The organism is Pseudomonas sp. 13B_2.1_Bac1, assembly GCF_025466155.1.
Classification (GTDB): Bacteria; Pseudomonadota; Gammaproteobacteria; order Pseudomonadales; family Pseudomonadaceae; genus Aquipseudomonas; species Aquipseudomonas aylmerensis.
This window is the reverse complement of the sequence record NZ_JANLOH010000036.1, coordinates 249,896-275,717: the sequence shown is the minus strand read 5'-3', so window position 1 is coordinate 275,717 and position 25,822 is coordinate 249,896. Positions and strand designations below refer to the sequence as shown.

23 protein-coding genes are annotated in these 25,822 nt (G+C 61.2%); 14 read left to right on the top strand and 9 right to left on the bottom strand.

Annotated elements, in window-relative coordinates:
- Window positions 1-43 precede the first annotated feature (43 nt).
- The 11 genes from urtA to ureC all read left to right on the top strand — a co-directional run bounded on the left by urtA (window position 44) and on the right by ureC (window position 10,575).
- Window positions 44-1,309: an urea ABC transporter substrate-binding protein gene (urtA, locus tag NTD80_RS08585; RefSeq protein WP_262133143.1), complete on the top strand. Its 1,266-nt coding sequence runs from the start codon at window positions 44-46 to the stop codon at window positions 1,307-1,309.
- A 135-nt stretch (window positions 1,310-1,444) separates the two neighbouring features.
- Window positions 1,445-2,947, top strand: coding sequence for an urea ABC transporter permease subunit UrtB (gene urtB, locus NTD80_RS08580; RefSeq protein WP_065900236.1), 1,503 nt, complete (start codon window positions 1,445-1,447; stop codon window positions 2,945-2,947).
- On the top strand, window positions 2,947-4,014 hold the full coding sequence (urtC, locus tag NTD80_RS08575) for an urea ABC transporter permease subunit UrtC (RefSeq protein WP_065900235.1): 1,068 nt from the start codon (window positions 2,947-2,949) through the stop codon (window positions 4,012-4,014). The genes urtB and urtC overlap by 1 nt, the downstream gene beginning before the upstream one ends.
- Window positions 4,011-4,844: an urea ABC transporter ATP-binding protein UrtD gene (gene urtD / locus NTD80_RS08570; RefSeq protein ID WP_162946058.1), complete on the top strand. Its 834-nt coding sequence runs from the start codon at window positions 4,011-4,013 to the stop codon at window positions 4,842-4,844. Before urtC ends, urtD begins: the two co-directional genes overlap by 4 nt.
- Before the next feature lie 568 nt (window positions 4,845-5,412).
- Window positions 5,413-6,111 carry an urea ABC transporter ATP-binding subunit UrtE gene (urtE, locus tag NTD80_RS08565; protein ID WP_262133139.1) on the top strand — a complete coding sequence of 233 codons (699 nt, stop codon included), beginning with the start codon at window positions 5,413-5,415 and terminating at the stop codon, window positions 6,109-6,111.
- Window positions 6,112-6,142: 31 nt separating this feature from the next.
- The gene (locus tag NTD80_RS08560) at window positions 6,143-6,982 is read left to right on the top strand and encodes an urease accessory protein UreD (protein WP_262133137.1); all 840 of its coding nucleotides are present in this window, start codon (window positions 6,143-6,145) and stop codon (window positions 6,980-6,982) included.
- A 146-nt stretch (window positions 6,983-7,128) separates the two neighbouring features.
- Window positions 7,129-7,431 (top strand): urease subunit gamma, encoded by a 303-nt coding sequence (gene ureA / locus NTD80_RS08555; protein ID WP_262133135.1) that lies wholly within the window; start codon window positions 7,129-7,131, stop codon window positions 7,429-7,431.
- A 10-nt stretch (window positions 7,432-7,441) separates the two neighbouring features.
- Window positions 7,442-7,963, top strand: coding sequence for a GNAT family N-acetyltransferase (locus NTD80_RS08550; RefSeq protein WP_065900222.1), 522 nt, complete (start codon window positions 7,442-7,444; stop codon window positions 7,961-7,963).
- A 5-nt stretch (window positions 7,964-7,968) separates the two neighbouring features.
- Window positions 7,969-8,502 (top strand): GNAT family N-acetyltransferase, encoded by a 534-nt coding sequence (locus NTD80_RS08545; protein ID WP_262133133.1) that lies wholly within the window; start codon window positions 7,969-7,971, stop codon window positions 8,500-8,502.
- Window positions 8,499-8,804, top strand: a complete 306-nt coding sequence (locus NTD80_RS08540; RefSeq protein ID WP_065900216.1) for an urease subunit beta — start codon at window positions 8,499-8,501, stop codon at window positions 8,802-8,804. The genes NTD80_RS08545 and NTD80_RS08540 overlap by 4 nt, the downstream gene beginning before the upstream one ends.
- Window positions 8,805-8,874: 70 nt before the next feature.
- Entirely contained in the window at window positions 8,875-10,575 is a 1,701-nt protein-coding gene (gene ureC / locus NTD80_RS08535) for an urease subunit alpha (RefSeq protein WP_262133131.1), read from the top strand.
- Here the strand turns inward: ureC and NTD80_RS08530 are convergent.
- Both NTD80_RS08530 and NTD80_RS08525 read right to left on the bottom strand, forming a co-directional pair.
- On the bottom strand, window positions 10,572-15,461 hold the full coding sequence (locus NTD80_RS08530) for an NEL-type E3 ubiquitin ligase domain-containing protein (protein WP_262133129.1): 4,890 nt from the start codon (window positions 15,459-15,461) through the stop codon (window positions 10,572-10,574). The two genes, ureC and NTD80_RS08530, sit on opposite strands and share 4 nt — an antisense overlap.
- 334 nt (window positions 15,462-15,795) lie before the next feature.
- A complete protein-coding gene (locus tag NTD80_RS08525) occupies window positions 15,796-16,734 on the bottom strand; it encodes a DnaJ C-terminal domain-containing protein (protein ID WP_262133127.1) in 939 nt (312 codons plus the stop codon).
- Between the two features lie 238 nt (window positions 16,735-16,972).
- On the opposite strand from NTD80_RS08525, the gene NTD80_RS08520 reads away from it, so the two are divergent.
- Complete coding sequence (locus NTD80_RS08520) at window positions 16,973-18,241, top strand: Hsp70 family protein (RefSeq protein WP_262133126.1); 1,269 nt, start codon at window positions 16,973-16,975, stop codon at window positions 18,239-18,241.
- 358 nt (window positions 18,242-18,599) lie between these two features.
- Here the strand turns inward: NTD80_RS08520 and NTD80_RS08515 are convergent, their stop codons facing one another.
- From NTD80_RS08515 to NTD80_RS08500, 4 genes are all read right to left on the bottom strand, one after another.
- Window positions 18,600-19,178: a hypothetical protein gene (locus NTD80_RS08515; RefSeq protein ID WP_262133124.1), complete on the bottom strand. Its 579-nt coding sequence runs from the start codon at window positions 19,176-19,178 to the stop codon at window positions 18,600-18,602.
- A gap of 43 nt (window positions 19,179-19,221) precedes the next feature.
- Window positions 19,222-20,235, bottom strand: a complete 1,014-nt coding sequence (locus NTD80_RS08510) for an AI-2E family transporter (RefSeq protein ID WP_065900195.1) — start codon at window positions 20,233-20,235, stop codon at window positions 19,222-19,224.
- 177 nt (window positions 20,236-20,412) lie between these two features.
- Entirely contained in the window at window positions 20,413-20,721 is a 309-nt protein-coding gene (locus NTD80_RS08505) for a PsiF family protein (RefSeq protein ID WP_262133121.1), read from the bottom strand.
- A 71-nt stretch (window positions 20,722-20,792) separates the two neighbouring features.
- Window positions 20,793-21,581 (bottom strand): AraC family transcriptional regulator, encoded by a 789-nt coding sequence (locus NTD80_RS08500; protein ID WP_262133119.1) that lies wholly within the window; start codon window positions 21,579-21,581, stop codon window positions 20,793-20,795.
- Window positions 21,582-21,679: 98 nt separating this feature from the next.
- On the opposite strand from NTD80_RS08500, the gene NTD80_RS08495 reads away from it, so the two are divergent.
- Complete coding sequence (locus NTD80_RS08495) at window positions 21,680-22,567, top strand: DMT family transporter (protein WP_120447511.1); 888 nt, start codon at window positions 21,680-21,682, stop codon at window positions 22,565-22,567.
- Between the two features lie 96 nt (window positions 22,568-22,663).
- On the opposite strand, the gene NTD80_RS08490 is transcribed toward NTD80_RS08495, so the two are convergent.
- Window positions 22,664-23,554, bottom strand: a complete 891-nt coding sequence (locus NTD80_RS08490) for an esterase/lipase family protein (protein ID WP_262133118.1) — start codon at window positions 23,552-23,554, stop codon at window positions 22,664-22,666.
- A gap of 202 nt (window positions 23,555-23,756) precedes the next feature.
- Between NTD80_RS08490 and NTD80_RS08485 the strand changes: the two genes are divergently transcribed.
- Window positions 23,757-24,287, top strand: coding sequence for a bacterioferritin (locus NTD80_RS08485; protein WP_034105637.1), 531 nt, complete (start codon window positions 23,757-23,759; stop codon window positions 24,285-24,287).
- A gap of 63 nt (window positions 24,288-24,350) precedes the next feature.
- Here the strand turns inward: NTD80_RS08485 and NTD80_RS08480 are convergent, their stop codons facing one another.
- Both NTD80_RS08480 and NTD80_RS08475 read right to left on the bottom strand, forming a co-directional pair.
- Window positions 24,351-24,707 (bottom strand): hypothetical protein, encoded by a 357-nt coding sequence (locus tag NTD80_RS08480; RefSeq protein ID WP_262133117.1) that lies wholly within the window; start codon window positions 24,705-24,707, stop codon window positions 24,351-24,353.
- A gap of 3 nt (window positions 24,708-24,710) precedes the next feature.
- Window positions 24,711-25,685 (bottom strand): hypothetical protein, encoded by a 975-nt coding sequence (locus tag NTD80_RS08475; RefSeq protein WP_262133115.1) that lies wholly within the window; start codon window positions 25,683-25,685, stop codon window positions 24,711-24,713.
- Window positions 25,686-25,822: the final 137 nt, after the last annotated feature.

Here is a 25,822-nt window from a genome sequence, read left to right as displayed (position 1 = left end):
ATCTGGCCCTCAGAAAAAATCCAACGTTTACGGAGATCGCACCATGAAGCGTCGCAGCTTGATCAAGGCTTTCACCCTGTCGGCATCCATTGCCGCCATGGGCCTGACCTGGACCGTGCAGGCCGCCGAGACCATCAAGGTCGGCATCCTGCATTCGCTGTCCGGGACCATGGCCATCTCCGAAACGTCGCTCAAGGACATGGCGCTGATGACCATTGACGAGATCAACGCCAAGGGCGGGGTGAACGGCAAGATGCTTGAACCGGTGGTCGTCGACCCGGCTTCCAACTGGCCGCTGTTCGCCGAGAAAGGCCGCCAGCTGCTGACCCAGGACAAGGTCGCCGTGGTGTTCGGCTGCTGGACCTCGGTGTCGCGCAAATCGGTGTTGCCGGTGTTCGAAGAGCTCAATGGCCTGCTGTTCTACCCGGTGCAATATGAGGGTGAGGAGATGTCGCCCAACGTGTTCTACACCGGTGCAGCGCCGAACCAGCAAGCGATCCCGGCGGTGGAATACCTGATGAGCGAAGAAGGCGGCAGCGCCAAGCGTTTCTTCCTGCTCGGCACCGACTACGTGTACCCACGCACCACCAACAAGATCCTGCGCTCGTTCCTGCATTCCAAAGGTGTAGCGGACAAAGACATCGAAGAGGTCTACACCCCGTTCGGCCACGCCGACTACCAGACCATCGTCGCCAACATCAAGAAGTTCTCCGCCGGCGGCAAGACGGCAGTGATCTCCACCGTGAATGGCGACTCCAACGTGCCGTTCTACAAAGAGCTGGCCAACCAGGGCCTGAAGGCCACCGACGTACCGGTGGTGGCGTTCTCGGTGGGTGAAGAAGAGCTGCGCGGCATCGACACCAAGCCGCTGGTGGGCAACCTCGCGGCCTGGAACTACTTCCAGTCGGTGGAGAACCCGGTGAACACCAAATTCGTCGCCGACTGGAAGGCCTACGCCAAGAAACAAAACCTGCCGGGCGCGGACAAAGCCGTGACCAACGACCCGATGGAAGCCACCTACGTGGGCATCCATATGTGGGCGCAGGCCGTCGAGAAAGCCAAGTCCACCGATGTCGACAAAGTGCGTGAAGCGCTGGCCGGCCAGACCTTCGCCGCGCCGTCGGGCTTCACCCTGACCATGGACAAGACCAATCACCACCTGCACAAGCCAGTGATGATCGGCGAGATCCAGGCGGACGGGCAGTTCTCGGTGGTCTGGCAGACCCAGGAGCCGATCCGCGCGCAACCGTGGAGCCCGTACATTCCTGGCAATGACAAAAAGCCGGATTACGCCGTCAAGAGCAACTAAGCCCGACTCGGTCTGAATGTGGGAGCGGGCTTGCTCGCGAAAGCGCTGGATCAGCTCCGGATGCGTCGACTGACACGGCGCATTCGCGAGCAAGCCCGCTCCCACACTGTCCGCGCATGATCAGGACATTTTGGTATGCCCACTGCCCTTTACCGCTTCATCCTCGCCGCCCTGCTGTTGCTGCCGCTGGCCGCACACGCAGGCGATGCCGAAGACTTCCTGGCCGCCAACCCGACCCAGCAAGCCAAGCTGCTGCAGGACTGGGCTGCCCAGCCAAATCCAGCCCGCATCGAACTGGTCGACGCCCTGCAACAAGGCCAACTCACGGTCAACGGTGAAACCAGGACCGTACGCCTGAACAACCGCCTGCGCGGTTTGATCGACAACGTGCAGGCCAGCCAGCAACTCCTCGCCGCCGACCCTAAGGTGCGCCTGGCCGCAGCACAAACCCTGCAAAAAACCGCTGTGCCTGCGCAGCTCAAATTCCTCGACCAGCAAGTCGCCGCCGAGACCAACGAGGACGTGCACACCGCCCTCAGCCTGGCGCTGGCGAACCTGCAACTGGTCGACACCGACCCGCTGGTGCGCCTCGCTGCGGTGCGTCTGCTGGGCAGCACCGGCGATCCGCTGGCGCGCACCCGCCTCGAAGCATTGCTGGCGCCGGGCGTGGAAACCGACGCCGCCGTGCACACCGCAGCCGAAACCAGCCTGGCCCAGGTCAAACGCAAACTGATGCTCGGCGAGATCCTCGGCCAGGCCTTCAGCGGCATGTCCCTGGGGTCGATCCTGCTCCTCGCGGCCCTGGGCCTGGCGATCACGTTCGGCCTGCTCGGTGTGATCAACATGGCCCACGGCGAGATGCTCATGCTCGGCGCCTACTCGACCTATGTGGTGCAGTTACTGATGCAGCGCTACGTGCCCGCGGCCATCGAGTTCTACCCGTTGATCGCCTTGCCGGTGGCGTTCTTCGTCACCGCCGCGATCGGCATGGCGCTGGAGCGTACGGTGATTCGCCATCTGTACGGCCGGCCGCTGGAAACCCTGCTCGCCACTTGGGGCATCAGCTTGATGCTGATCCAGTTGGTGCGCCTGGTGTTTGGCGCGCAGAACGTCGAAGTCTCCAATCCCGCGTGGCTGTCCGGCGGGATCCAGGTGCTGCCCAACCTGGTGCTGCCGTACAACCGCATCGTGATCATCGCCTTCGCGCTGTTTGTGGTGGTGCTGACCTGGCTGCTGCTGAACAAGACGCGCCTGGGCCTCAACGTGCGCGCCGTCACCCAGAACCGCAACATGGCTGCCTGCTGTGGCGTGCCCACCGGGCGCGTGGACATGCTCGCGTTTGGCCTCGGCTCAGGCATCGCCGGCCTGGGCGGCGTGGCGCTGAGCCAGATCGGCAACGTCGGCCCCGACTTGGGCCAGAGCTACATCATCGACTCGTTCCTGGTGGTGGTGCTCGGAGGTGTCGGCCAGTTGGCCGGTAGCGTGATGGCGGCCTTCGGCCTGGGGATCGCCAACAAGATTCTCGAACCGCAGATCGGTGCCGTGCTCGGCAAGATCCTGATCCTCGCGCTGATCATTCTGTTTATCCAGAAACGCCCGCAGGGACTCTTCGCACTGAAAGGACGGGTGATCGACTGATGAACCAGCCATTGATGCTCACGGCCACGCAAAAGGCCGGCCCCACCGTCACGATTGCAGTGGGCGCGTTGATCCTTGTGGTACTGCTCGCGCTGCCGCTGCTGTCGTTGTTGCCGCCGGACAGTGCGCTGCATGTGTCCGCCTACACCCTGACACTGGTCGGCAAGATCCTCTGCTACGCCATCGTCGCGCTCGCGCTGGACCTGGTGTGGGGCTACGCGGGAATGCTGTCGCTCGGCCACGGCCTGTTCTTCGCCCTCGGCGGTTATGCGATGGGCATGTACCTGATGCGCCAGGCCAGCGGCGATGAGTTGCCGGCGTTCATGACCTTCCTGTCGTGGACCGAACTGCCCTGGTATTGGGTTGGCACCGAGCACTTCCTGTGGGCCCTGTGCCTGGTGGTGCTGGCGCCGGGCGTGCTGGCGCTGGTGTTCGGTTTCTTCGCCTTCCGCTCGCGGATCAAGGGTGTGTATTTCTCGATCATGACCCAGGCCCTGACCTTCGCCGGGATGCTGTTGTTCTTTCGCAACGAGACGGGCTTTGGCGGCAACAACGGCTTCACCAATTTTCGCAGCATTCTCGGTTTCGGCATCACCGAACCGGGCACGCGCGCGGTGTTGTTCGTGGCCACGGTCCTGCTGCTGGTGGCGAGCCTGTTCATCGGCTGGCGGCTGGCGCGCAGCAAGTTCGGCCGGGTACTGACCGCCCTGCGTGACGCCGAGAACCGCCTGATGTTCTGCGGCTACGACCCGCGCGGCTTCAAGCTGTTCGTATGGGTGCTGAGCGCGGTGTTGTGCGGTCTGGCCGGGGCGTTGTATGTGCCGCAAGTGGGCATCATCAACCCCAGCGAAATGTCGCCGACCAACTCCATCGAAGCCGCCGTGTGGGTGGCCCTGGGCGGGCGCGGCACGCTGATCGGGCCGTTGCTCGGCGCCGGCGTGGTCAATGGCATGAAGAGCTGGTTCACCGTGGCCTTCCCGGAATACTGGCTGTTCTTCCTCGGCGCGCTGTTCATCATCGTCACCCTGTACCTGCCCAAGGGCGTGATCGGGCTGCTGAAAAAATGAGGAACGTCATGCTCGAACCTATTCTCGATGCGGGCAGCGGCCGCGATGCCATCGGCCTTGGCCAGGCCGCCGGCACCGGCCTGAACACCCGCCACGGCACGATCCTGACCCTGGAAGACATCAGCGTCAGCTTCGACGGTTTCAAGGCCCTCAACGCCTTGAACCTGTACATCGGCGTCGGTGAATTGCGCTGCATCATCGGCCCCAACGGCGCCGGCAAGACCACGCTGATGGACGTGATCACCGGCAAGACCCGTCCCAGTCATGGCAAGGCCTGGTTCGGCGAGACCCTGGACCTGACCAGCATGAGCGAAGTGCAGATCGCCCAGGCCGGCATTGGCCGCAAGTTCCAGAAACCGACGGTGTTCGAAGCCCTCAGCGTGTTTGAAAATCTCGAGCTGGCGCAGAAGACCGACAAGTCGGTATGGGCCAGCCTGCGCGCGCGCCTGAGTGGCGAGCAGAAAGACCGTATCGATGAAGTGCTCGACACTATCCGCCTGACCGCGTCACTGGATCGCCCGGCGGGATTGCTGTCCCACGGGCAAAAGCAGTTCCTGGAAATCGGCATGCTGCTGATGCAGGACCCGCAGCTGTTGCTGCTCGACGAACCAGTGGCGGGTATGACCGACGCCGAAACTGAATTCACCGCCGAACTGTTCAAACGCCTGGCGGGCAAGCACTCGTTGATGGTGGTGGAGCACGACATGGGCTTCGTCGGTTCGATTGCCGACCACGTGACCGTGTTGCACCAGGGCAGCGTGCTGGCGGAAGGATCGCTGGAACAAGTGCAGGAAAATGAACGGGTGATCGAGGTGTACCTGGGCCGCTGAAAAATCGGCGGCAGACAAGCTGTTGTGGTGAGAAGGTTTGCCCTGCGTTGGGCTGCGCAGCGGCCCCAGTAAGAGCGCCGCGTTTCGCCAGGCACACCGCGTTGTCTGGGTTTGGGGCTGCTGCGCAGCCCAACGCAGGGCAAGCCTGCTCACCACAGAAGCCAGGTACCTGAGCGCCAGGCACTTGTGCACCAGGTACTGCACGCCAGGCACTTGCCACCAGGCTCCTGCATGCCAGGCACCTGCACGATTTGAGGAGTTTTTGAACATGCTGCACGTCGACAAGCTGCACCCGTACTACGGCGGTATGCACACCACCACCTTTGTGGTGAGCAGGCTTGCCCTGCGTTGGGCTGCGAAGCGGCCCCAATAAGAGCGCCGCGTTACGCCAGGCACACCGCGTTGTCTGGTTTTAGGGCTGCTGCGCAGCCCAACGCAGGGCAAGCCTGCTCACCACAGAAGCCAGGTACCTGAGCGCCAGGCACTTGCGCACCAGGTACTGCACGCCAGGCACTTGCCACCAGGCTCCTGCATGCCAGGCACCTGCACGATTTGAGGAGTTTTGAACATGCTGCACGTCGACAAGCTGCATCAGTATTACGGCGGTAGCCACATCCTGCGCGGTCTCTCCTTTGAGGTGAAGATCGGCGAGGTCACCTGCCTGCTCGGCCGTAACGGCGTGGGCAAGACCACCTTGCTCAAATGCCTGATGGGCCTGCTGCCGGCCAAGGAAGGCGCGGTGAATTGGGAAGGCAAACCCATCACCGGGTTCAAGCCGCACCAGCGCGTGCACGCCGGGATCGCCTACGTGCCGCAGGGTCGGGAGATTTTCGGGCGGCTGACGGTGGAAGAAAACCTGCTGATGGGCTTGTCGCGGTTTCCCGGTGCCGAGGCCAAGGAAGTGCCGGCCTTTATCTACGAACTGTTCCCGGTGTTGCTGCAAATGAAGCACCGGCGCGGCGGTGACCTGTCCGGCGGCCAGCAGCAACAGTTGGCGATTGGCCGCGCCCTGGCCAGCCGTCCGCGCCTGCTGATCCTCGATGAACCCACCGAAGGCATCCAGCCGTCGGTGATCAAGGAGATCGGCGCAGTGATCAAGAAACTTGCCGCACGCGGCGACATGGCCATCCTGCTGGTGGAGCAGTTCTACGACTTTGCCGCCGAGCTGGCCGACCAGTACCTGGTGATGTCGCGGGGTGAAATCGTCCAGCAGGGCCGTGGCGAAAATATGGAGCGTGAAGGTGTACGCGGCCTGGTTACCATCTAATCTGTAGCGTCCTGATGATAAGCACTCAACCATGAACCTGCCCGTCTCCCCCGCCCTGTTCACCCCCAGCTGGCACGCCGAGCTGGAACTCGGCTACGCACGTTTCGGCGACACCACGCGCCCGGTAATGCGCCGCCACCTCGGCCCGCTGCGAGTGCAGAAGCACCTGTATGCCGAAGGCCCCGAGGTGTGCCAGCACATCATCGTGCACCCGCCCGGCGGAATTGCCGGTGGTGATCGCCTGGACATCAGCGCGCATGTCGGCACAGGCGCCTGGGCCCAATTGACCAGCCCCGGTGCGGCCAAGTGGTACCGCGCCAGCGGCCCGGCGTTTCAGCAACTGGACTTGACCGTGGAAGCCGGCGCGACCCTGGAGTGGCTGCCCCAGGAAACCATCGTGTTCAGCGCCGCCCAGGCCGAGCTCACCACGCGCATCCAACTGCACGGCGATGCGCGGCTGTTTTACTGGGACGTCATTGCCCTCGGTCGCCCGGCCAGTGGCGAGCGTTTCGACCTCGGCCACTTCCAATCGCACCTGGATATCCGCCGCGACGGCCAGTTGCTCTGGCATGAGCGCCAGCGCATTGTGGGCGCCGACGGTTTGCTCGACTCGCCCATCGGCCTCGACGGCCAACCGGTGTTCGCCACGCTGTTGCTGACCGCCGAGATCGAACCGCAATTACTCGAACAGTGCCGCGCCCTGCCCCACGCCGTGCGCGGCGACCTGACCCAACTGCCCGGTTTGCTTGTCGCCCGCTGCCTGGCCAGTGAAGCGCTGTTGGCGCGGGGCTGGTTGATTGATTTATGGAAACTGTTACGCCCGGCGGTGCTGGGCCGTGAAGCCGTTCCACCAAGAATCTGGAGCACATGAAGATTCGCACTGCAGGAGCCGGCTTGCCGGCGATCGCGGTGGCTCAGTCACGAAGGTTTCGCCTGATAGTCCGCCATCGCTGGCAAGCCAGCGTCTACAGGGATCTACGGTGTTTTTATGAATGACGTTTTGAAGGACCTTGAACCATGGATCTGACCCCACGGGAAAAAGACAAGCTGCTGATCTTTACCGCCGGCCTGGTGGCCGAGCGCCGCCTGGCGCGCGGGGTGAAGCTCAACTACCCGGAAACCATCGCCTATATTTCCGCCGCCCTGATGGAAGGCGCCCGCGATGGCCGCGCCGTGGCCGACCTCATGCACTACGGCACCACCCTGCTGAGCCGTGAGCAAGTGATGGAAGGCATCCCGGAAATGATCCCGGATATCCAGGTGGAAGCCACGTTCCCGGACGGCACCAAGCTGGTCACCGTCCACCAACCGATTGCCTGAGGGACCGAGCATGTCCATCTCCCTGCGTGACGCCGTGCACGCCGACCTGCCAGCGATTCGCGATATCTACAACGACGCGGTGCTCAACACCACGGCGATCTGGAACGAACAACCGGTGGACCTCGGCAACCGCCAGGCCTGGTTCAGTTCGCGCCAGGCCCAGGCCTATCCGATCCTGGTCGCGGTGGAAAATGATGAAGTGATCGGCTACGCCTCGTTCGGTGACTGGCGTCCCTTCGAAGGCTTTCGCTACAGCGTCGAACACTCGGTGTATGTGCGCAACGACCAGCGTGGCAAAGGCCTTGGCCCCCTGCTGATGCAAGCCCTGATCGAACGCGCGCGCGCCTGTGGCAAACACGTGATGGTCGCCGCCATCGAAAGCGGCAACCAGGCCTCAATCCGCCTGCATGAACGCCTGGGCTTCATCACCACCGGGCAGATGCCCCAGGTGGGCATCAAGTTCGGCCGCTGGCTGGACCTGACCTTTATGCAACTGACATTGAACCCGGGCGCGCAACCGCCCAAGGAGTGAGATCGATGAGCGCGACCCAACTGCGTCGAGTCAATGCTGAGAGTTTTGCCCACTACCACCAGGGCTTGGTGGAGCTGTTGCTCGACGCGGTCAAGCACGGCGCGTCGGTGGGTTTCATGGCCGACTTCGATGAAGCCCAAGCCCGCGACTATTTGCAAGGCGTGCGCGCCAGCATCGAAGACACCAGCCTGCTGCTATGGGTGGTGGTGCGCGACGAACAGGTGATCGCCAGCGTGCAATTGGCGCTGTGTTTGAAAGCCAACGGCCTGAACCGCGCCGAGGTACAAAAACTGCTGGTGCACAGCAGCGCGCGACGCCATGGCCTGGGCCAACAGTTGATGAACACCCTGGAACTCGCCGCGCGCCAGCACAAGCGCGGCCTGTTGTACCTGGACACCGAAGCCGGCTCGGGCGCCGAGGCCTTCTACCAGTCCCTGCGCTACACCAAGATCGGCGAACTACCCGACTACTGCCAAAGCCCGGACGGGCGCTACACCCCGACCGCCATCTACTTCAAGACCTTGGGGCAACCTGCATGATTCCTGGCGAATATCAGATCCAGCCTGGCGAGATCGAGCTCAATGTCGGCCGCCGCACCGTCACCCTGAGCGTGGCCAACAGCGGCGACCGCCCGATCCAGGTGGGTTCGCATTACCACTTTTTCGAGACCAACGACGCACTGACCTTCGACCGCGCATTGAGTCGCGGCATGCGCCTGAATATTCCAGCGGGCACGGCGGTGCGGTTCGAGCCTGGGCAAAGCCGTGAAATCGAACTGGTCGATTTGAGCGGCGGACGCCGGGTATTTGGTTTTGCCGGGCGGATCATGGGCGACCTCTAGGCCCCATCGCCGGCAAGCCGGCGAAAGCGAGCGCGCGATCCCACATTCACTTAATTCCCAAGGCAATCACATGAAGATTTCCAGACAAGCCTACGCCGACATGTACGGCCCCACCGTCGGCGACAAGGTCCGCCTGGCCGACACCGAGCTGTTCGTCGAAGTGGAGCAGGACTTCACCGTCTACGGCGAAGAAGTGAAATTCGGCGGCGGCAAAGTGATCCGCGATGGCCAGGGCCAGAGCCAACTGCTCGCCCACGAGGTCGTCGATACCCTGATCACCAACGCGCTGATCATCGACCACTGGGGCATCGTCAAGGCCGATGTGGGCCTCAAGAATGGCCGCATCCATGCCATCGGCAAGGCCGGCAACCCGGATATCCAACCCGGTGTGACCATGGCCATCGGCGCCAGCACCGAAGTGATTGCTGGCGAAGGCATGATCCTCACTGCCGGCGGCATCGACTCCCATGTGCATTTCATCTGCCCGCAGCAGATCGAAGAAGCGCTGACCAGCGGCGTCACCACCATGATCGGCGGCGGCACCGGCCCGGCCACCGGCACCAACGCCACCACCTGCACTTCGGGTCCGTGGCACCTGGCGCGCATGCTGCAGGCCAGCGACTCGTTCCCGATGAACATCGGCTTGACGGGCAAGGGCAACGCCAGCCTGCCGGAGCCGCTGATCGAACAGGTCAAGGCCGGCGCCATCGGCTTGAAGCTGCATGAAGACTGGGGCACCACGCCCGCCAGCATCGACAACTGCCTGAGCGTCGCCGACCAGTACGACGTGCAAGTGGCGATCCACAGCGACACCCTCAACGAGTCGGGCTTCGTCGAAACCACCCTGGCCGCGCTGAAGGGCCGCACCATCCACACCTATCACACCGAAGGTGCCGGTGGCGGCCATGCGCCGGACATCATCAAGGCCTGCGGCTTTGCCAACGTGCTGCCCAGTTCCACCAACCCGACGCGGCCGTTCACGCGCAATACCATCGACGAACACCTGGACATGTTGATGGTCTGCCATCACCTGGACCCGAGCATTGCCGAAGACGTGGCCTTCGCCGAAAGCCGCATCCGCCGCGAAACCATCGCCGCCGAAGACATCCTGCACGACCTCGGCGCCTTTTCGATGATCAGCTCCGACAGCCAGGCCATGGGCCGTGTCGGCGAGGTCATCACGCGCACCTGGCAGACCGCCGACAAGATGAAAAAACAGCGCGGCGCCCTGCCCGGCGACGGTCCGGGCAACGATAACTTCCGCGCCAAGCGCTATATCGCCAAGTACACCATCAACCCGGCGATCACCCATGGCATCAGCCATATCGTCGGCTCCATCGAAGTCGGCAAATGGGCTGACCTGGTGCTCTGGCGCCCGGCGTTCTTCGGCATCAAGCCGACCCTGATCCTCAAGGGCGGCGCAATCGCCTCAAGCCTGATGGGCGACGCCAACGCCTCGATCCCGACGCCGCAACCGGTGCACTACCGCCCGATGTTCGCCAGTTTTGGCAGCTCGCTGCACGCCACCAGCCTGACGTTTATCAGCCAGGCGGCGCTGGCTGAGGGTCTGCCGCAAGCCTTGGGCCTGAAGAAGCAGATCGCGGTGGTCAAGGGTTGCCGAAACGTGCAGAAAACCGACCTGATCCACAATGACTACCTGCCAGACATCGACGTCGACCCACAGACTTATCAGGTCAAGGCCGACGGCGTGCTGCTGTGGTGCGAGCCTGCGGATGTGTTGCCGATGGCGCAGCGATATTTCCTGTTTTAGCTCTCGGGCGACAGGGCGCTGATCGCCTGCTCGGTGAGGCGGCTGAGCAGGCGCTGGTAATCAGCATCGATACGGGCAAATACCCTGTCGTATTCCTCTTGGGTCATCACATACCCGGGCTGGCTTGCTGGCCCTGTGCGCCCCAGCACTGCCGAAGTACGCTGGATGGTGGCGCGCAGGGTCTCGCGCTCCTGCGTGGACAAAGCATCGGTGCCGAGCCACGTTGCCAGTGCGGTTTCCAAATCAATCAGCGCTTCGAATTGATTTTTTATCGCAGAGAATGCCTGCGCATGGGCGCGGTGCAGATAGTCGACCCACATAGGTTGCCCGATCAGATTACCCTGCAGCAGCTCCCCCTCCTCCAGCGCTTTCACCCGTGTGAACGCCGCCTCGACCATCTCCGGTGTGACATATTCCTCTTTATACGCCATGCTTTTGGCTTGCCAAGGCAGGTCCAGCCGGGTGGCCAGAGGCGCCGTGTAGGACAGGTAGATTTCAACCTCATCAATGGGGGCAATCTGCTCACCCTCGGCGTTGTACTGAATAATCCGGGCGCCTTCATCGTTGTACTGCGGGTACGCCACCCCTTGGTCCTTGAGCTGCTCGACGCGGTCATGGGCGATCCGGCCCAGCTCATCCAGTCGCCACTTGCCCCTGGCCAGATTGAACACACTCCTGCGCACCACACTGGCATCCTCGCTGAAATACGCGGCGCGCAGTAGCACTTCGACACCCATGGCATTGAACAGCTGTGCGCCCGCGTCCACACAGGCGCTAGGATTTCTCGCCATCAGGAACAACTGCTCACGCAACTCGGCGTCCTCGCCCATGGCTTCCAGCATTCGCCAGACCTTGGCAGTCAACTCGGGCAGTAACCGCCCGGCATCGACCGTGGCATCCCCCGAGTACCGGAGGGCACTCAACTCATCGAAAAAACCTTCAGAGCCAAATGACTGCTCAAGGAAGTCCCACAATGCTTGCCTGGAGGGCAATTCGTCCTCCGGCACCCCGGTATCCCACAAAGTACGCTCATAGTCCCCCCGAACAGGGAACCGACGTTCCGGGTCGTTACCAGCGGCCTCGATGTACTGTTTGAACTGCGCCAGCAATTGCGGCTCCAGATGCTCACGGCTGAGATAGGTACGCGCCACGATCAAGGCGTTGTCGGAGCCGGGCGCGAACACCGGGATTCGGTTGATCGGGTTAGCCGTCAGGTCCAGCCTGAATTCCCGCGGGCGCGGCAGGCGAAACACCCCAGCCGGCCAAGTCTCAAGTCCGGTATTGCTCAACCAAAGGCCACGCAGGCGCGTCATAGCGCTGACATCCGGTGCCTGCGTCAACGGGTTATCGCCCAGCGACAGCTCTTCCAGCCGAGTGGCCTTGCTCAGCATTTGCACCTCCATGGGATTGAGGGCAATTAAATTATCTCTCAGGATCAGGCTATGCAGATGAGGCATATTGCGGATTGCCCGGGGCAGCGCAGTCAATTCGCCCCCCTGCAGCTCAAGGCTGCGCAAGCCACGAAAGTTGACGAGCAAACGACGGGCACCGTCATCGGTCACGCCGGAGGACCTCAGCACGAGCCGGGTGACATGGTCAAAATTGGCCCGCAAGTCCGGCAGTGTCGGCAGATACTCCTTCAGCGTCAGCCCGACCCATTTAATCTCTTGCCCTACGTATTGAAAGTTATCGTCGTAATGACGCGGACCGGTTCTTTTCAACGCGTTGCGCAATCCCTCATAAACGATGCGCGTGACTGTCCTGACTCGGTCACGCTCAAGACTGTACGGCTCAACGCTTTCCAAGCTCGTCGCCAGCCACCCAGCCATTGCCGACTCAAAGTCCTTGTGCTCTTGCTCCAGGGTCCTGAGCCACTGCACGTCAAACCAACCATTTTCGATTCGCAGGGCAACCACTTCCTCTTCAGTGAAATCCGGGTAAAGCGACAGGATGCGTTCTCGAACACCCTCATCCCAAATATTTCCCCCACGGCCACTCAGTGGATAGCCCCGTCGACCATCCACCCACGTTGTCAGAGGCCGAAAGAACGGCTTTTTTTCCGGCTGCATGCCGAGGACTTCGCGCAGTTGCGCGCGCGGCAAGGCATTTTCGGCAATCAGTTCTTTGAGTTGCTCGCCCTGGCCGACGTGGGGCAGGCCGATCGCAGTGCGATGGGAATCGGTGAGGGCATGCTGCAACGAGCCGTACAGGCCGTTGACCCCATGCAATTGGTTGCCTTCTTTATCGAAGGCCTGGTAGCGACCGTCCCCGGTGCGAGCCAGGACTTTGCAATGGCTGGCCGTTTCGGAACCGAAGCTCGCGCGCAGTGGGCCATCGAATGAATCGTCGCGCACCTCAAGCCGTATATCGTCTTGCCAACCCGGCAGTTTCGGCAGGGTATTGAGTACCAGTGTCTCGGTATCCGCGTTGGCCAGGCCTTCCAGGTAAAGACCTTCGTATGCAAACAGCAGGCGCATACGCGCCTGCAGCGCACGCGCGGCCTGGGCCAGGCGCAGCGGGATGCGCTCTTTGCTCGCGATAAACGCACGTTCAGCGGCAGAAGCGTCGACCAACAGTTCTTGCACCACTTGAGTGGGCAGGTGCTTGAAATCTCGTTGAATCAGCCGTATCGCAGGGTTATCGGGCGGCTGACGATCAGCGTGGACACTGCGAAACAATCGGGCAAGATGTTTGTTGCCATGGGCCTGCAAGCGTTCGTTCAGTTGCCGGACAAGCACCGCTTTATCGGAAAGGTTCTGACCGAGCAGTGCCTTGAGTTGATCCACGCCAAGGTTCTCAACCACACGCACCGACAATTGGCCCTGCATCAACTCACTGCGCCGGATGCGTAACACGTCAGCACCGGGCGTCACCTCGCTGCCGTAACGGACAACGGCACCAGAAGAGCCTTCGTAGACTTCGATGACTTTGCCTTGCGGCCAGCCGGGCAATTCGGTCATCAATACGGCGGCAAAACTCGACAGTTCACCAGTCAATTGCCCCCGACCAATCTGCTCGCTGACTTTCATCGCATCACCATAGGCGCGAAACTGCCGGGCGGTTTCGAGCAACACCGCCGGGGTCGGTTCGCTTTCGGCATGCACCCGACGCAGTTGATCTTCCTCAATACCACTGACGCGGCGAATCTGCGCCAGTTCACTGTCGCTGAACCCTTGCATCAGCGGCCCCAGGCGACGCATCAAGGGCGCGCCGGTCCAGGTCAGCGGCCGATCCGCCTCGTGCAGCCAGGCGCCCTGGCCGTTATGCCGGACGTGGGGCTGGTAGGCATCGGGACGGGTCGGGTGAAGGATGCGATGGTGGCCGGTAGAAAGGTCTTCGACGATGCTGTAGCAGGCCTCACCGATGGTCAACGAGGTGTGCCCGTCGTGCCGTGCCAACCCGTTCTCATCGGCCCGTGCCAGTGGCGTTCGATCGGTGCGCTCGTAGGCCTCAAGGTCTGGGCTCCATAATTGCTGCCTGTCCGGGGCCACACTGACCAGCTTCATCCGTTCCACCTGGCTCACCCACTGCACCTTGGGAATAACCGTGGCGCCGGTGGCGATGAATGCACTGTTGAGCGCCACCGACGCAAGGTGCGCCCACATTTCGCGGATCTGGCCTTGTTCGTAGGCTTCGATCCCTTCGAACACGTCAGACATCATTTGCGCAGCCCCCAACACCAGCATGATCGGCCCCAACCCCGGCACGATAAATGCCGCGAGGTTGAACACGTTGGTCACCGCACTCAGGTAGTTATCCAACCGGTTCAGCCTTGCCTTGCGATCCTCATCGCCCGTGGGGACCGCGATATGTCGAGCATCGGCGAAGATTTTATTCAGGTAGGCCTGGCTCAGGTGCGGCCACACTGCGCCGGTGATCGCGACGGTCTCCAGCGGCAGCCTCGCGAGCCGCGCACGCAGCGGGTAATCGGCCTGCGCATCGATGCCAGTCGGTTGATACAACGCGTTGAACCGTTTGAAGAGAGCGCCCTGTTCCTGCAGCGGGACAAACCGACTGAAAAACCGCCGATAGGCAATGCTATGCAGCCGCGTCCTGAGATCGACCATGAACTCGGCACTGGAAGCATATTCCTTGAGGGGTTGCAGTGGATCATCCGGGATGTACACCACCACGCGCTCGACACGGTCGCTGGCCCCGCGCGCAGGGCCGATCACCAGCGGGCCCACCAGCACACTATCCAGCACTTTCAGGGCCGCGCACGTCACCGGCCTTGCATCCAAGGTGATCCCCATGCCGTCGCGCGCCAGTTGCAACAGCATCGGGCGAACGGTCTCGCCGATACCAGTGCCTGGCTGTGCTGCGGACTGCAAACGGGCAACCCTGATGCTCATCAACCATTGCTCGCGCAGGTGCTCTTGCAAGTGTCGCCCCAGCGCCGTACGCCCGGTTGAGCCTACAGGCCCGACGATGGAGGTGATGTGTGCCTGATACAGCGCGCCCAGGTTCAAGGTGCGACACAGTTTTGCAAATTCGTGGGGAGCAATGGGCAGCGCCTGGCTGTTGACGGCGTCGAATGTGGCCAGCACGTCGCCGTCATACACACTCCAGGTCGTGATGATTTGGCAATCGTTGCAGGGCGAAGGTTTTTCTTCATCCGGCTCAAAGTTGGCCAGGGCGGCCTCCAGCAGCGAGATACCTCGATAGCGGACGTTCACCGATGGGGGTGTGGAGGGCTCGAACACCAGGAACCCACCGACGTCATCGCGCCCCTTGAAGGCGTATTTGCGCGCGAAGTACACCCGCGTGACATCCAGGTCCAAGTTGAACTGCTGCTTGAGCGCCTGGGTCAGGAGCGGGCGGGCGAACGCTTGGACATCCTCGATACGCCCCAGCTTGGTCTCAACGGTATTGAGGGTCGTGCGCAAACGACTGTGGCTGGCGGAAAGGCTCGACCTGGATGAGGGGTTTGCCTTCAGGTACCAACTGGGCAGATGGAGTTCTTGACGGGCAAGTTCTGCCTGGCGCGCTGCACTGGCGTGCATGAACCAGTGGGGAATCCGGCTTTTCAGAAAGTCGTAATGAACACCTCGAAAATCGCTGGGGAAGCGCTCCTCTGAGGTGAAAACGGGCGTAAGTGGGTCTGGCATAGGGGGCTCATCCTTGGCTGATTACAAAGCCCTCAGCCTATCGAACGCCCACACGATGAAAGCCTACATAGATACTTTCATCATAGGCCGGACGGCCCCCACGCCCGTCGGATCAGAAGTGCTCGCGAGGGTTGAACGCGGCTTTCCTGGCCAACTCCTGCCACAGCGCGATGGTCTCGTCATCGGCCTGCTTGGGCATCACGACCTTGAGTTGCACGAACAGATAACCCCGCTCCCCGGCCTTGTTCAGCAAGCCATGGCCCTTGGCGCGCATGCGCTGGCCGTTCTGGCTGCCGGCTGGCACCTTGAGGTTGATCTTGCCGGTCAGGGTCGGCACCGTCACTTCCGTGCCCAACGCCAATTCCCATGGCGCCAGGGGCAGGTTGATGATCAGGTTCTCGCCATCCACCTCGAACTTGGGGTGCGGCGCAAACTTGATGATCAGGTACAGATCGCCATTCGGCCCGCCGCCGATGCCCGGTGCGCCCTGGCCCTTGAGGCGGATGCGCTCGCCGTCGGTCACGCCGGCAGGGATCTTCACGTTCAGGCTCTTGGTGGTGTTGCTGACATGCCGGCCCGAGGCGTCGTATTGCGGCACCTGGAAGCTGATCTGCTTGGACTCGGTCGACAGCGTCTCCTCGAGGAACACCGACAACTGCATCTCCACGTCCTGGCCTTTACGCCCGGCAGGACGACGCTGGCCGCCTCCGAAGGCATCGCCCCGCGAGCCGAAGATCGAACTGAAGAAGTCCGAGAAGTCGCCCGCGTCCTGGCCGCCACCAAAGCCGCCACGGCTCTGCCAGCCCGGTGGCCCCTGGAATGGCTGGCCATGTTGGCCGTATTTGCGCAGTTCGTCGTATTCCGCGCGCTTATCCGCGCTTTTAAGCGCTTCATAGGCTTCGGACGCGTCCTTGAACTTGGCTTCGGCGTCTTTTTCCTTGCTGACATCCGGGTGGTATTTGCGTGCGAGCTTGCGATAGGCGGCCTTGATTTCCTTGTCATCGGCGCTCGGCTCGACACCCAGAATCTTGTAGTAGTCTTTGAAATCCATCGGCGGTTCACCATCCTTAATCGAGATCGCACAGCCCGGGGCACAACGTGCGCTGTATTGCACCTGTTGAGTGCTGTGGCCTGGGGGTGCGTCAAAGTGTTATCGGCGCTAGCCGTATGCACAAGATGTGGGGGCGAAACGCGCACTTTCAAGCACCATTTAACGGATAGTCGGCCTACGCATTCCTTTGCGACTGGCATACACTGCGCGGCCGTTTTTCAACCGGAACCCGATAGACATGAAAAACCCATCCCCAGCCCGTGCCTGCGGCATCGACTTTGGCACGTCCAACTCCACCGTCGGCTGGATCCGCCCCGGCGAGGAGACGCTTATCGCGCTGGAGGACGACAAGATCACGTTGCCGTCGGTGGTGTTCTTCAACTTCGAGGAGCGCCGCCCGGTCTACGGTCGCCTGGCCCTGCACGAGTACCTGGAAAACTACGAAGGCCGGCTGATGCGCTCGCTCAAGAGCCTGCTGGGTTCCAAGCTGATCAAGCACGACACCAGCGTATTGGGCACGGCCATGCCGTTCACCGACCTGCTGGCGCTGTTTATCGGCCAACTCAAGAACCGTGCCGAAGCCACCGCCGGCCGCGAGTTCGAGGAAGTGGTGCTGGGACGTCCGGTGTTCTTCGTCGATGACGACCCGATGGCCGACCAGGAAGCCGAAAACACTCTGGTGGATGTAGCGCGCAAGATCGGCTTTAAGGACATCTCGTTCCAGTACGAACCGATTGCCGCGGCCTTCGACTACGAGTCGACCATCGAGAAGGAAGAGCTGGTGCTGATCGTCGACATCGGCGGCGGTACCTCCGACTTCTCGCTGGTGCGCCTGTCACCGGACCGCCGTCACAACGACAACCGCCACGACGATATCCTCGCCACCGGCGGTGTGCACATCGGCGGGACCGACTTCGACAAGCAACTGTCGCTGGCCGGCATGATGCCGCTGTTCGGCTACGGCAGCCGCATGAAAAGCGGAGCCTACATGCCCACCAGCCACCACATGAACCTGGCGACCTGGCACACCATCAACTCGGTGTACTCGCAGAAATCCCAACTGGCCCTGGGCAGCATGCGCTACGACATCGAAGACACCGGCGGCATTGACCGCCTGTTCAAGCTGATCGAACAGCGCGCCGGCCACTGGCTGGCGATGGAAGTGGAAGAAACCAAGATCCAGCTGACCCACGAAGACAGCCGCCACGTACTGCTCGACCGGGTTGAACCGGGCTTGAGCGTGGACCTGAGCCGCAGCCTGTTCGAGTCGGCCATCGACGGCCTGCTGGAGCGCGTGCGCAACAGCGTCACGCAATTGCTGGCCGACGCCTCGGTGGACGTTGCCCAAGTGGACACGGTGTTCTTCACCGGCGGTTCCAGCGGCATCCCGGCCCTGCGCCACAGCATCTCGGCAATGCTGCCGAATGCACGGCACGTGGAAGGCAACATCTTCGGCAGCATCGGCAGCGGCCTGGCGATCGAGGCAAGCAAGCGCTACGGCAGCTGAGCGAGACGCTGGCCAGAGGAGGCTTGAGGCAACCAGAGCCTCTTGTGGCCTGCCGGGCTTGATGAGCCAACCAAAGTCTCCTGTGGCCTGCAGGGCTTGATATGGCTGATGAGCTTGTTGTGGCTGCCGGGCTTGTTGTGGCTGCCGGGCTTGATGTAGCTGATGACCTTATTGTGGCTGCCGGGCTTGATGTAGCTGATGACCTTATTGTGGCTGCCGGGCTTCTTGTGGCGAGCGGGCTTGCCCCGCGTTGGGCTGCGAAGCAGCCCCATCAAGGATGAATGCGCTGTTTCAGGTATGCCTGGGATGATGGTTTTGGGGCTGCTGCGCAGCCCAGCGCAGGACAAACCCACCCGCCCTAGCGAAAATAAATCGACCACAGCCCCAGAAACGTCAGGCCCCAGACCACCACCCCCGGCACGATCACCAGGTAGTTCCATGGGCTGAAGCGATCATTGCTCTCGCCGTCAGGATCCCCCGCGGCAAAATTGATCAGGCCTTGGGACTGCTGCAGGATGTAGGCACAGATCGGAATCGCCAGCATCATCAGGTTCTTATACGCAGACCACGCTTCAATCCGCGCAGCCGCCGCGTCGAACATATTGGCGCCCACCGTCAGCACCACGAAAACCGTCGCCCACTGTTCAAAATCGAAGTCGAACTTGCGGCCGCTCTCGACTACGCGCCGGTAGGCCAGGCGATAGAGCTTGTGGATAAAGAAAATAAAAAAGAACGCGCGCGCCACTGGCAACATATCGGCCTGGTTGGCCTGCTTGTACAAGCTCCAGTTTTTATACGCCCATACATAGGTGTAAAGCCCAAAACTGAGCAGGCTCAGGATCAGCAATTTCTTTTTGGAGATGACGTAAAACTCGGCTGACGGCCGCGCCGTGTCGGTCAGCTCCGCCGTTGGCGGAGCATAGAGATTGTCGCTCACTGCTAGTTTCCCCTTAAATCCCTTTAACGTTCTCGTTACTGCATCAAACCATGCCAGCGAGCTTCAACTCGCTCTTCAAATACGCGTAGTAGATCGGCCCCGCCACCACGCCCGGCAAGCCAAACGCGGCTTCAAACACCAGCATCGCCAGGAGCAACTCCCACGATTTGGCACTGATCTGCCCGCCGACGATGCGCGCGTTGAGGAAGTACTCGACCTTGTGGATCACGATCAGGTAGCCCAGCGCCGCCACCGCCACCCAGATCGACAACGACAGCGCGACGATGGTGATCAGCGTGTTGGACATCAGGTTGCCGATCACCGGCAGCAGGCCGAGCAGGAAGGTCAGCACGATCAGGGTCTTGGTCAGCGGCAGGTGAATGCCACACAGCGGCAGCACCACGGCCAGGAAGATCGCGGTAAAGGCCGTGTTCAGCGCGGCGATTTTGATCTGGGCGAAGACGATGTTGCGAAAGGCCTGGACCAGCAAGTGCAGGCGGTCGAACAGCGCAGCGGCGAGCGGTTTGCGCTTGGTAAGGTCGGGCACGCGCTGCAGCGCGATGATCGCGCCGAGCACCATGCCGATCAGCAGGGTGACGAACATGTGCGCGGCATCTTTGCCGACCAACTGCAGTTCGCTCAGGTGTTTGCTCAGCCAATCACCGATGGCCACGCGGAACTCGGCGGCGCTGGCGGGCAAGTAGGCGTCGAGGAAGGGCGGCAGCTGGCCGCGCGCGCGGTCGACCACGCCCATGAACTTGTCGAGGGACGCCCCGGGATTTTCTGCTTCGTGGAGCAGGAAGCTGATGGCGCCGGCGAAGATCAGGGTCAGCACGCTGACGATCAAGGTGCCGAGCAAGGCCACGGCCAACCAGCGCGCGCGCCGGCCTTCGATCAGCCGCTGCAACTGCGGGGTGAGCATGTTGACCAGTTCATACACCAGCAGGCCGGCCAACAGGCTGGGCAGCAGCTTCAGTGGCAGGACCAGCAATAATCCACCGAAAATGATGACGCAACTGACCAGCAACAACACGTGACGCTGAGAAAACGTTGGCATACAGCCTCAAAACGAACGGCGTTAAAGGATGTTGTAGGAGCCGGCTTGCCGGCGAAAAACGCAAGGGCACCGCGTTTAGTCTGGATAAACGCGTGAGCGTTCCCGCTTTTTCGCTGGCAAGCCAGCACCTACAGGGGGCTGTGTGCGAGTGTCGCAGCCTTCTATGGCCTGGGGCTATTATTTCTTCAGGCAGGTGCTCATAAAGGTTTTGCGCGCGTCGCCGGTCAAGGCTTTGGTCTTGGCGTCGGCATTGCAGTCTTTCATCTTCTGCTGCTGGGGCGTCAGGGTCTTGGCGTCGTTGGCAGCGGGAGCGGCCTTGAGGCACGTGCTCATGAATGTTTTGCGCTCGTCGCCGGACTTGCCTTTGGCTTCGGCGTTGCAGGTGGTCATTTTTTGTTGCTGGGCGGTCTGTGCGGCGGTGGCGGCAAACCCTTGGGAACACAGCAGCAGGCCCATCATCAACAGCGGAATACGCAGCATCTTCATGGAGTTTTCTCCCTGTTACCGTGCCGGGGGGCACGGCCTACCGAGGAGTGTAGTCAAAGCCTGTTACATCTTCACCGGCCGCGGATATTTGTCCGCCGGTACTGCTCCGGCGTGCAGCCGGCATGGCGCTGGAACATGGCGATGAAGGCCGAGGCGGTGCTGTAGCCCAGGTCGAAGGCCACGTGTTGCACGCTGCGCTCGCTGTCGAGGGCTTCGATGGCGGCGAGGTAACGCAGGCGCTGGCGCCATTCGCCGAAGCTCATGCCCAACTCACGCACAAATTGCCGCGCCAGGGTGCGCTCGCTGACATGCACCTGCTCGGCCCAGTGCGCCAGGGGACGATTGTCACCGGGGTCGGCCTGCATGCCTTCGAGTACGCCGAGCAGCCCGGAGTGACGCGCGTAGGGCAGGAAGCAATCGTGAATCGGCGCCTGCCTGAGCTGGTCCACCACCACGTCAGCCAGACGGCGGTCGGCGTCGCTCTGAGGGTTATTCACATCACGCTGGGCAAAATCCTTGAGGATCGCCTTGAGAATGTCGCTGATCGCCAAGGTACAGGGGTGCTTCGGTAGTTGTTCGCACAGCTCCGGGGCCAGACCCACCGAGTGGTAGATGATCGCGTGGGCGTTGTAGGAGCTGTGCTCGGTCTGCGGCGGCACCCAGACCGCATACTGCGGCGGCGACATGAAGCGGCTGCCGGCCACTTCCATGCGCATCACCCCACTCGCCGAATAATCCAGCGAACCCCACAAGTGCTGGTGCGGCGTGCACTCGGTATCCGGGGCAAAATCAGAATAGCGAAAGTACACCGGGCTGGGCAGCCGGGCGAAATCGGCGAGGCGGACGATGTGTCTGGGCATATTGTCTGGATACAGGCGCAGGTTGTCTGGATCGCAGTATAGGCTGCGATCCAGACAAGGGGATAATCCTGCCTCATCAACACACCTGGTTTCTTTCGATGCAATACGCGTATCCGCTGCTGGCTATCTTTATCTGGGCCGGCAACACCGTGGTCAACAAGTTGGCCGTGGGCTCGATCTTCCCCGCAGAAATCGGCTTTTATCGCTGGTTGCTCGCAGCGCTGCTGTTTACCCCGTTCATGCTCAAGCCGGTGATTGCCAACTGGTCGATCATCCGCCCGAACCTGGGCAAGGTTTTCATCCTCGGCGTGCTGGGCATGGCCGTGTACCAGAGCCTGGCCTATTACGCCGCCACGCTGACCAGCGCCACCAACATGGGCATCATCCTCTCGCTGATGCCGTTGATGGCTTTGACCGCCGCCATCATCAGCCTCGGCCAGCGCCTGACCTTCGGCGCCCTCACCGGTGCCGTGCTGTCATTTGCCGGCGTGGTCGTGGTGGTCTCGGCCGGCAGCCTCGGCGCGCTGCTGCAGCACGGCGTGAACCTCGGCGACGGCATGATGCTGGTGGCCACCCTGGCCTATGCGGTCTACAGCACCCTGCTGAAAAAATGGCAGCTGCGCCTGCCACCGTTGGTGCTTCTCTATCTGCAGGTGCTGGTGGCGGTGGTGGTGCTGTTTCCGCTGTTCCTGTTTTCGGCGAAAGCGGGCCTGGGCTGGGCAAACATCCCGCTGGTGCTGTACGCGTGCTTGCTGGCGTCGATGCTCGCGCCGTTGGCGTGGATGCATTCGGTCAAGACCCTGGGGCCAAGCCGCACCACATTGTTTTTTAATCTGCTGCCGCTGATCACCGCGCTGATTGCAGCCGTGGTGTTGAAGGAGGAGTTGGCGCTGTATCACCTGGTGGGTGGCTTGCTGACGTTGGGCGGGGTGATCTTGTCGGAGCGTTGGACCACGCCGGTGCGCCGTGAGGCCAGCGCGGCCTGAGCCCTCGCTATCGCGGGGCAAGCCCGCTCCCACAGTGGACCGCGTTGCCGGGTGGGTGCTGGCTTGGCGCGATAAACGATTGCGCGATTGACCGGGCTAAACCCCGTCGGCTTTCAATCGCTGCGCATGCTCGACAAACAAGCGGATCGGCTCCGCGCCCTTGCCCACCAGCCCCATGGACTGGTTGACGATGTCGAAGTGGTCCAACGCATAGTCATCGCCGATCACCCGTCCCAAATGCGAACTGTAGCGCCCGACCATGCCGTCACACTGGCCCTTTTCCCGCACAAAACTGCGCGCGAACAAGCGGCAACTGCGGTTCGTGCCGTCCAGCAGGTTGCGCCCGCGATCGGTCTTGCCCGGCTGCAAAGTGCCGGACCACGAGTAATAGCGCACGCCATTGACCACCTCGGCGCCGTGCCCACCCCAAGTGTCGGGCAACCCCTGGGGATACTGGCGATTGAACAGGGCCACGCCGGCGCTGGTCAGGGAATGGTGCGAGGCCTGCAGATCAGCCTTGAAGCGCGGCCCGCGATAGCCGGTTTCCATCACGCCCATCACCCAGGCAACCAGATGGAACAGCGCGCTCATGATCCGGCCTTTGACACTCTCGGCCGGGTAATGAAGGTGGATATGGTCCGCCAGCTCCGAACCCTGATTGGGCCCGGCCACCGACGTCACCGACGCCACCCAGTCAGGGCGCTTGGCCGCCGCATAGCGGGCGGTAAGCGCGCCCTGGCTATGGCCGATCAGGTTGACCTTGTCGGCACCGGTGTCACGGCGAATCTGTTCGATTTGCGTCAGCAGTTGCTCACCGCGCACCTCGCTGGAATCCAGCGGCGCCACCTGCACGGCAAACACCTGCGCGCCACCGGCCCGCAGCGCCGGGACGATGCCGTACCAGTAAGGGAACAACCCCACGCGCACGAAGCCGAGCATGCCGGGTACCAGCACCAGGGGATAACGCGTGGCGAGCGGTTGGGGCATGACGCTGACATCCTGGTCTTAAGGGTGATTGATCCATCCTAGACCAAATGACATGACCGCCCCATGAACAGGCGATCGTTTCGCGAATGCTCGACGCCCATTGAAATCCGATAAAACTTTTTGCGTCACGCAGGACTCACAACTTGGAGCGATCACGCCGGTAGAGCGTGGCGTAAAACCGGATTAGCACCAGGAGATTGAGATGACTGAAGCAAACTTGACTGACGTTGCGACCCTGCGCAGCCGCGCCCGCCAGAACGTCGAAAACGGTGCCGTGACCGAGGGTTACGACGCCGACCGCGAAGAAATCATTCGCCTGCTCAACGCCTCGTTGGCCACAGAACTGGTGTGCGTGCTTCGCTACAAGCGCCACTACTTCATGGCCAGCGGCGTCAAAGCCCAGATCGCCGCCGAGGAATTCCTCGAGCACGCGACCCAGGAAGCCGAACACGCCGACAAACTCGCCGAGCGCATCGTGCAACTGGGTGGCGAACCGGAGTTCAACCCGGACCTGCTGTCGAAGAACTCCCATGCCCAATACGTGGCGGGTAACAGCTTGAAGGAAATGGTCTACGAAGACCTGGTGGCCGAGCGAATCGCGGTGGACAGCTACCGTGAAATCATCCAGTACATCGGCGACAAGGATCCGACCACTCGCCGTCTGTTTGAAGAGATCCTGGCTCAGGAAGAAGAGCATGCGGACGATATGGCCGACATTCTAGAAAGCCTGTAACCCGAACGATAAAAAGAGGGGGCCGGTTAACCGGCCCCCTCTCTTTTTCACCTGCTATGCCCATCACTCAGTCAGAAACCATGACAGCGCCATTCCAGCGAAGGAAGACACAGTGAGCAGAAAGGGTATGACCATCCACAGTTTGAGCCTTTTCGGCATACGCCTTACATCCTCAGCCAGCACTAGGTGGCGCCATTGAAAAACCTTTGGGATGAGAATAACCATCGCGATAACGAAGAGACGTTTCAGTTTCCCTCCAAATAACCCAAATCGAAATGTGTATTTGACCGTCACTATAAATGTGCTGGATTTTAAATAGTCCTCAGCCTCTTCAAGCTTTGTATAGATGGCATAAATACATATGGGGTAACACAGCATCATAATAATGGCTGACATCATCCCAACGGATTCAAGCGTCATTCGCTACTCCCCTGAAGCTTCATAAAGACTCGTACCAACCTGTTCTCCATACGTATTTCCTAGCGAGCCTCCCGCCGCCCCTAAGATGATACCGCCCACAACTGCACAACCTAGCGCTCCTGCTCCCGCGGTAGGGACGCCGAAGACCACTGCGCAGGCAACCATTCCGACAGCAGCACCAACCTCTGTGCCGAACGCTGCCCCACCAATCCCGAACGCCAGTTTTCCTCCCTCTACAAACTTCGCCCGCTTACATTCCTGCTCTCGGCCGGTGGAACAGGCCTCCGTTATTTCCAACGCGGTCACACCGACATCCAGCGCGATACCAATATACGTGCCTTTTTTCAACATCTCTGACGCCCTGGCTACGCGTTTGACGGTCTCCTCATACCCCCGAATTTCTCCATGGTGCCAATAGCGTTTACTGGAGATGCCCAGCATCTTTTTAATTGAACCCTGGTTTTTCAACCCCGTACCAAAACGCGCCAGACCAGATAGCTGAAGATCCAGCCTCGCAAACAGCGCCCTGCGCTTAGCCAGAAACTCACTCCTTGCCCCCATGGCCCCGTGCCTCAAGTACTGTTTATGTAAAGCATCGATTTCCTTAAGGGTCTTTTCGATTTGTGCCAGATGCTTACTCCAGGCACTGCTGGCACTCCCGATACCGATCGAAGCGTTGGTCATGATGACCTGTAGTAGATCGTAGTTTTTGATCAAAAACTGATCGGCTGCGGAATGCGCCAACAACGCCTGTTTTATGTTCTGCGCAGAGCGCATCAGTTGAGCTTCTTCAGCGGTACACGACGCTGTGCGCGTATCAGGAATGATCACCAACTGCCCCGGCAATACAACCACATTGCGGATATGTTGGTTGACGACGTCGAACTTTGTCTGCGTATGAAAATTAAGAGAAAGACTGAGCTTGAGCAGTGGATAAGGCTGTGGCCGCTCATTGATAAATGCGTAGGCTCCCTGCATGGATTACACCTCCCAGTGACTGTGGCGGCCGACTATAGGAAGGCAATACAGGAGGTGTAAGGGGAATCAGGGGCGGATTTAGCATTTCAGAAATGAACTACACAAGATCAGGATTAGACTTACCGCGCCACAATAAA

Bases quoted from the DNA above. Each gene is read 5' to 3' on its own strand.
- NTD80_RS08480 (WP_262133117.1), bottom strand. From the start codon at position 24,707: ATGACGCTTGAATCCGTTGGGATGATGTCAGCCATTATTATGATGCTG.
- NTD80_RS08495 (WP_120447511.1), top strand. From the start codon at position 21,680: ATGCAATACGCGTATCCGCTGCTGGCTATCTTTATCTGGGCCGGCAAC.
- ureA (WP_262133135.1), top strand. From the start codon at position 7,129: ATGGATCTGACCCCACGGGAAAAAGACAAGCTGCTGATCTTTACCGCC.
- NTD80_RS08490 (WP_262133118.1), bottom strand. From the start codon at position 23,554: ATGCCCCAACCGCTCGCCACGCGTTATCCCCTGGTGCTGGTACCCGGC.
- ureC (WP_262133131.1), top strand. From the start codon at position 8,875: ATGAAGATTTCCAGACAAGCCTACGCCGACATGTACGGCCCCACCGTC.
- NTD80_RS08540 (WP_065900216.1), top strand. From the start codon at position 8,499: ATGATTCCTGGCGAATATCAGATCCAGCCTGGCGAGATCGAGCTCAAT.
- NTD80_RS08510 (WP_065900195.1), bottom strand. From the start codon at position 20,235: ATGCCAACGTTTTCTCAGCGTCACGTGTTGTTGCTGGTCAGTTGCGTC.
- urtE (WP_262133139.1), top strand. From the start codon at position 5,413: ATGCTGCACGTCGACAAGCTGCATCAGTATTACGGCGGTAGCCACATC.
- NTD80_RS08545 (WP_262133133.1), top strand. From the start codon at position 7,969: ATGAGCGCGACCCAACTGCGTCGAGTCAATGCTGAGAGTTTTGCCCAC.
- NTD80_RS08520 (WP_262133126.1), top strand. From the start codon at position 16,973: ATGAAAAACCCATCCCCAGCCCGTGCCTGCGGCATCGACTTTGGCACG.
- urtC (WP_065900235.1), top strand. From the start codon at position 2,947: ATGAACCAGCCATTGATGCTCACGGCCACGCAAAAGGCCGGCCCCACC.
- NTD80_RS08475 (WP_262133115.1), bottom strand. From the start codon at position 25,685: ATGCAGGGAGCCTACGCATTTATCAATGAGCGGCCACAGCCTTATCCA.
- NTD80_RS08505 (WP_262133121.1), bottom strand. From the start codon at position 20,721: ATGAAGATGCTGCGTATTCCGCTGTTGATGATGGGCCTGCTGCTGTGT.
- urtB (WP_065900236.1), top strand. From the start codon at position 1,445: ATGCCCACTGCCCTTTACCGCTTCATCCTCGCCGCCCTGCTGTTGCTG.
- NTD80_RS08525 (WP_262133127.1), bottom strand. From the start codon at position 16,734: ATGGATTTCAAAGACTACTACAAGATTCTGGGTGTCGAGCCGAGCGCC.
- urtD (WP_162946058.1), top strand. From the start codon at position 4,011: ATGAGGAACGTCATGCTCGAACCTATTCTCGATGCGGGCAGCGGCCGC.
- NTD80_RS08560 (WP_262133137.1), top strand. From the start codon at position 6,143: ATGAACCTGCCCGTCTCCCCCGCCCTGTTCACCCCCAGCTGGCACGCC.
- urtA (WP_262133143.1), top strand. From the start codon at position 44: ATGAAGCGTCGCAGCTTGATCAAGGCTTTCACCCTGTCGGCATCCATT.
- NTD80_RS08500 (WP_262133119.1), bottom strand. From the start codon at position 21,581: ATGCCCAGACACATCGTCCGCCTCGCCGATTTCGCCCGGCTGCCCAGC.
- NTD80_RS08485 (WP_034105637.1), top strand. From the start codon at position 23,757: ATGACTGAAGCAAACTTGACTGACGTTGCGACCCTGCGCAGCCGCGCC.
- NTD80_RS08550 (WP_065900222.1), top strand. From the start codon at position 7,442: ATGTCCATCTCCCTGCGTGACGCCGTGCACGCCGACCTGCCAGCGATT.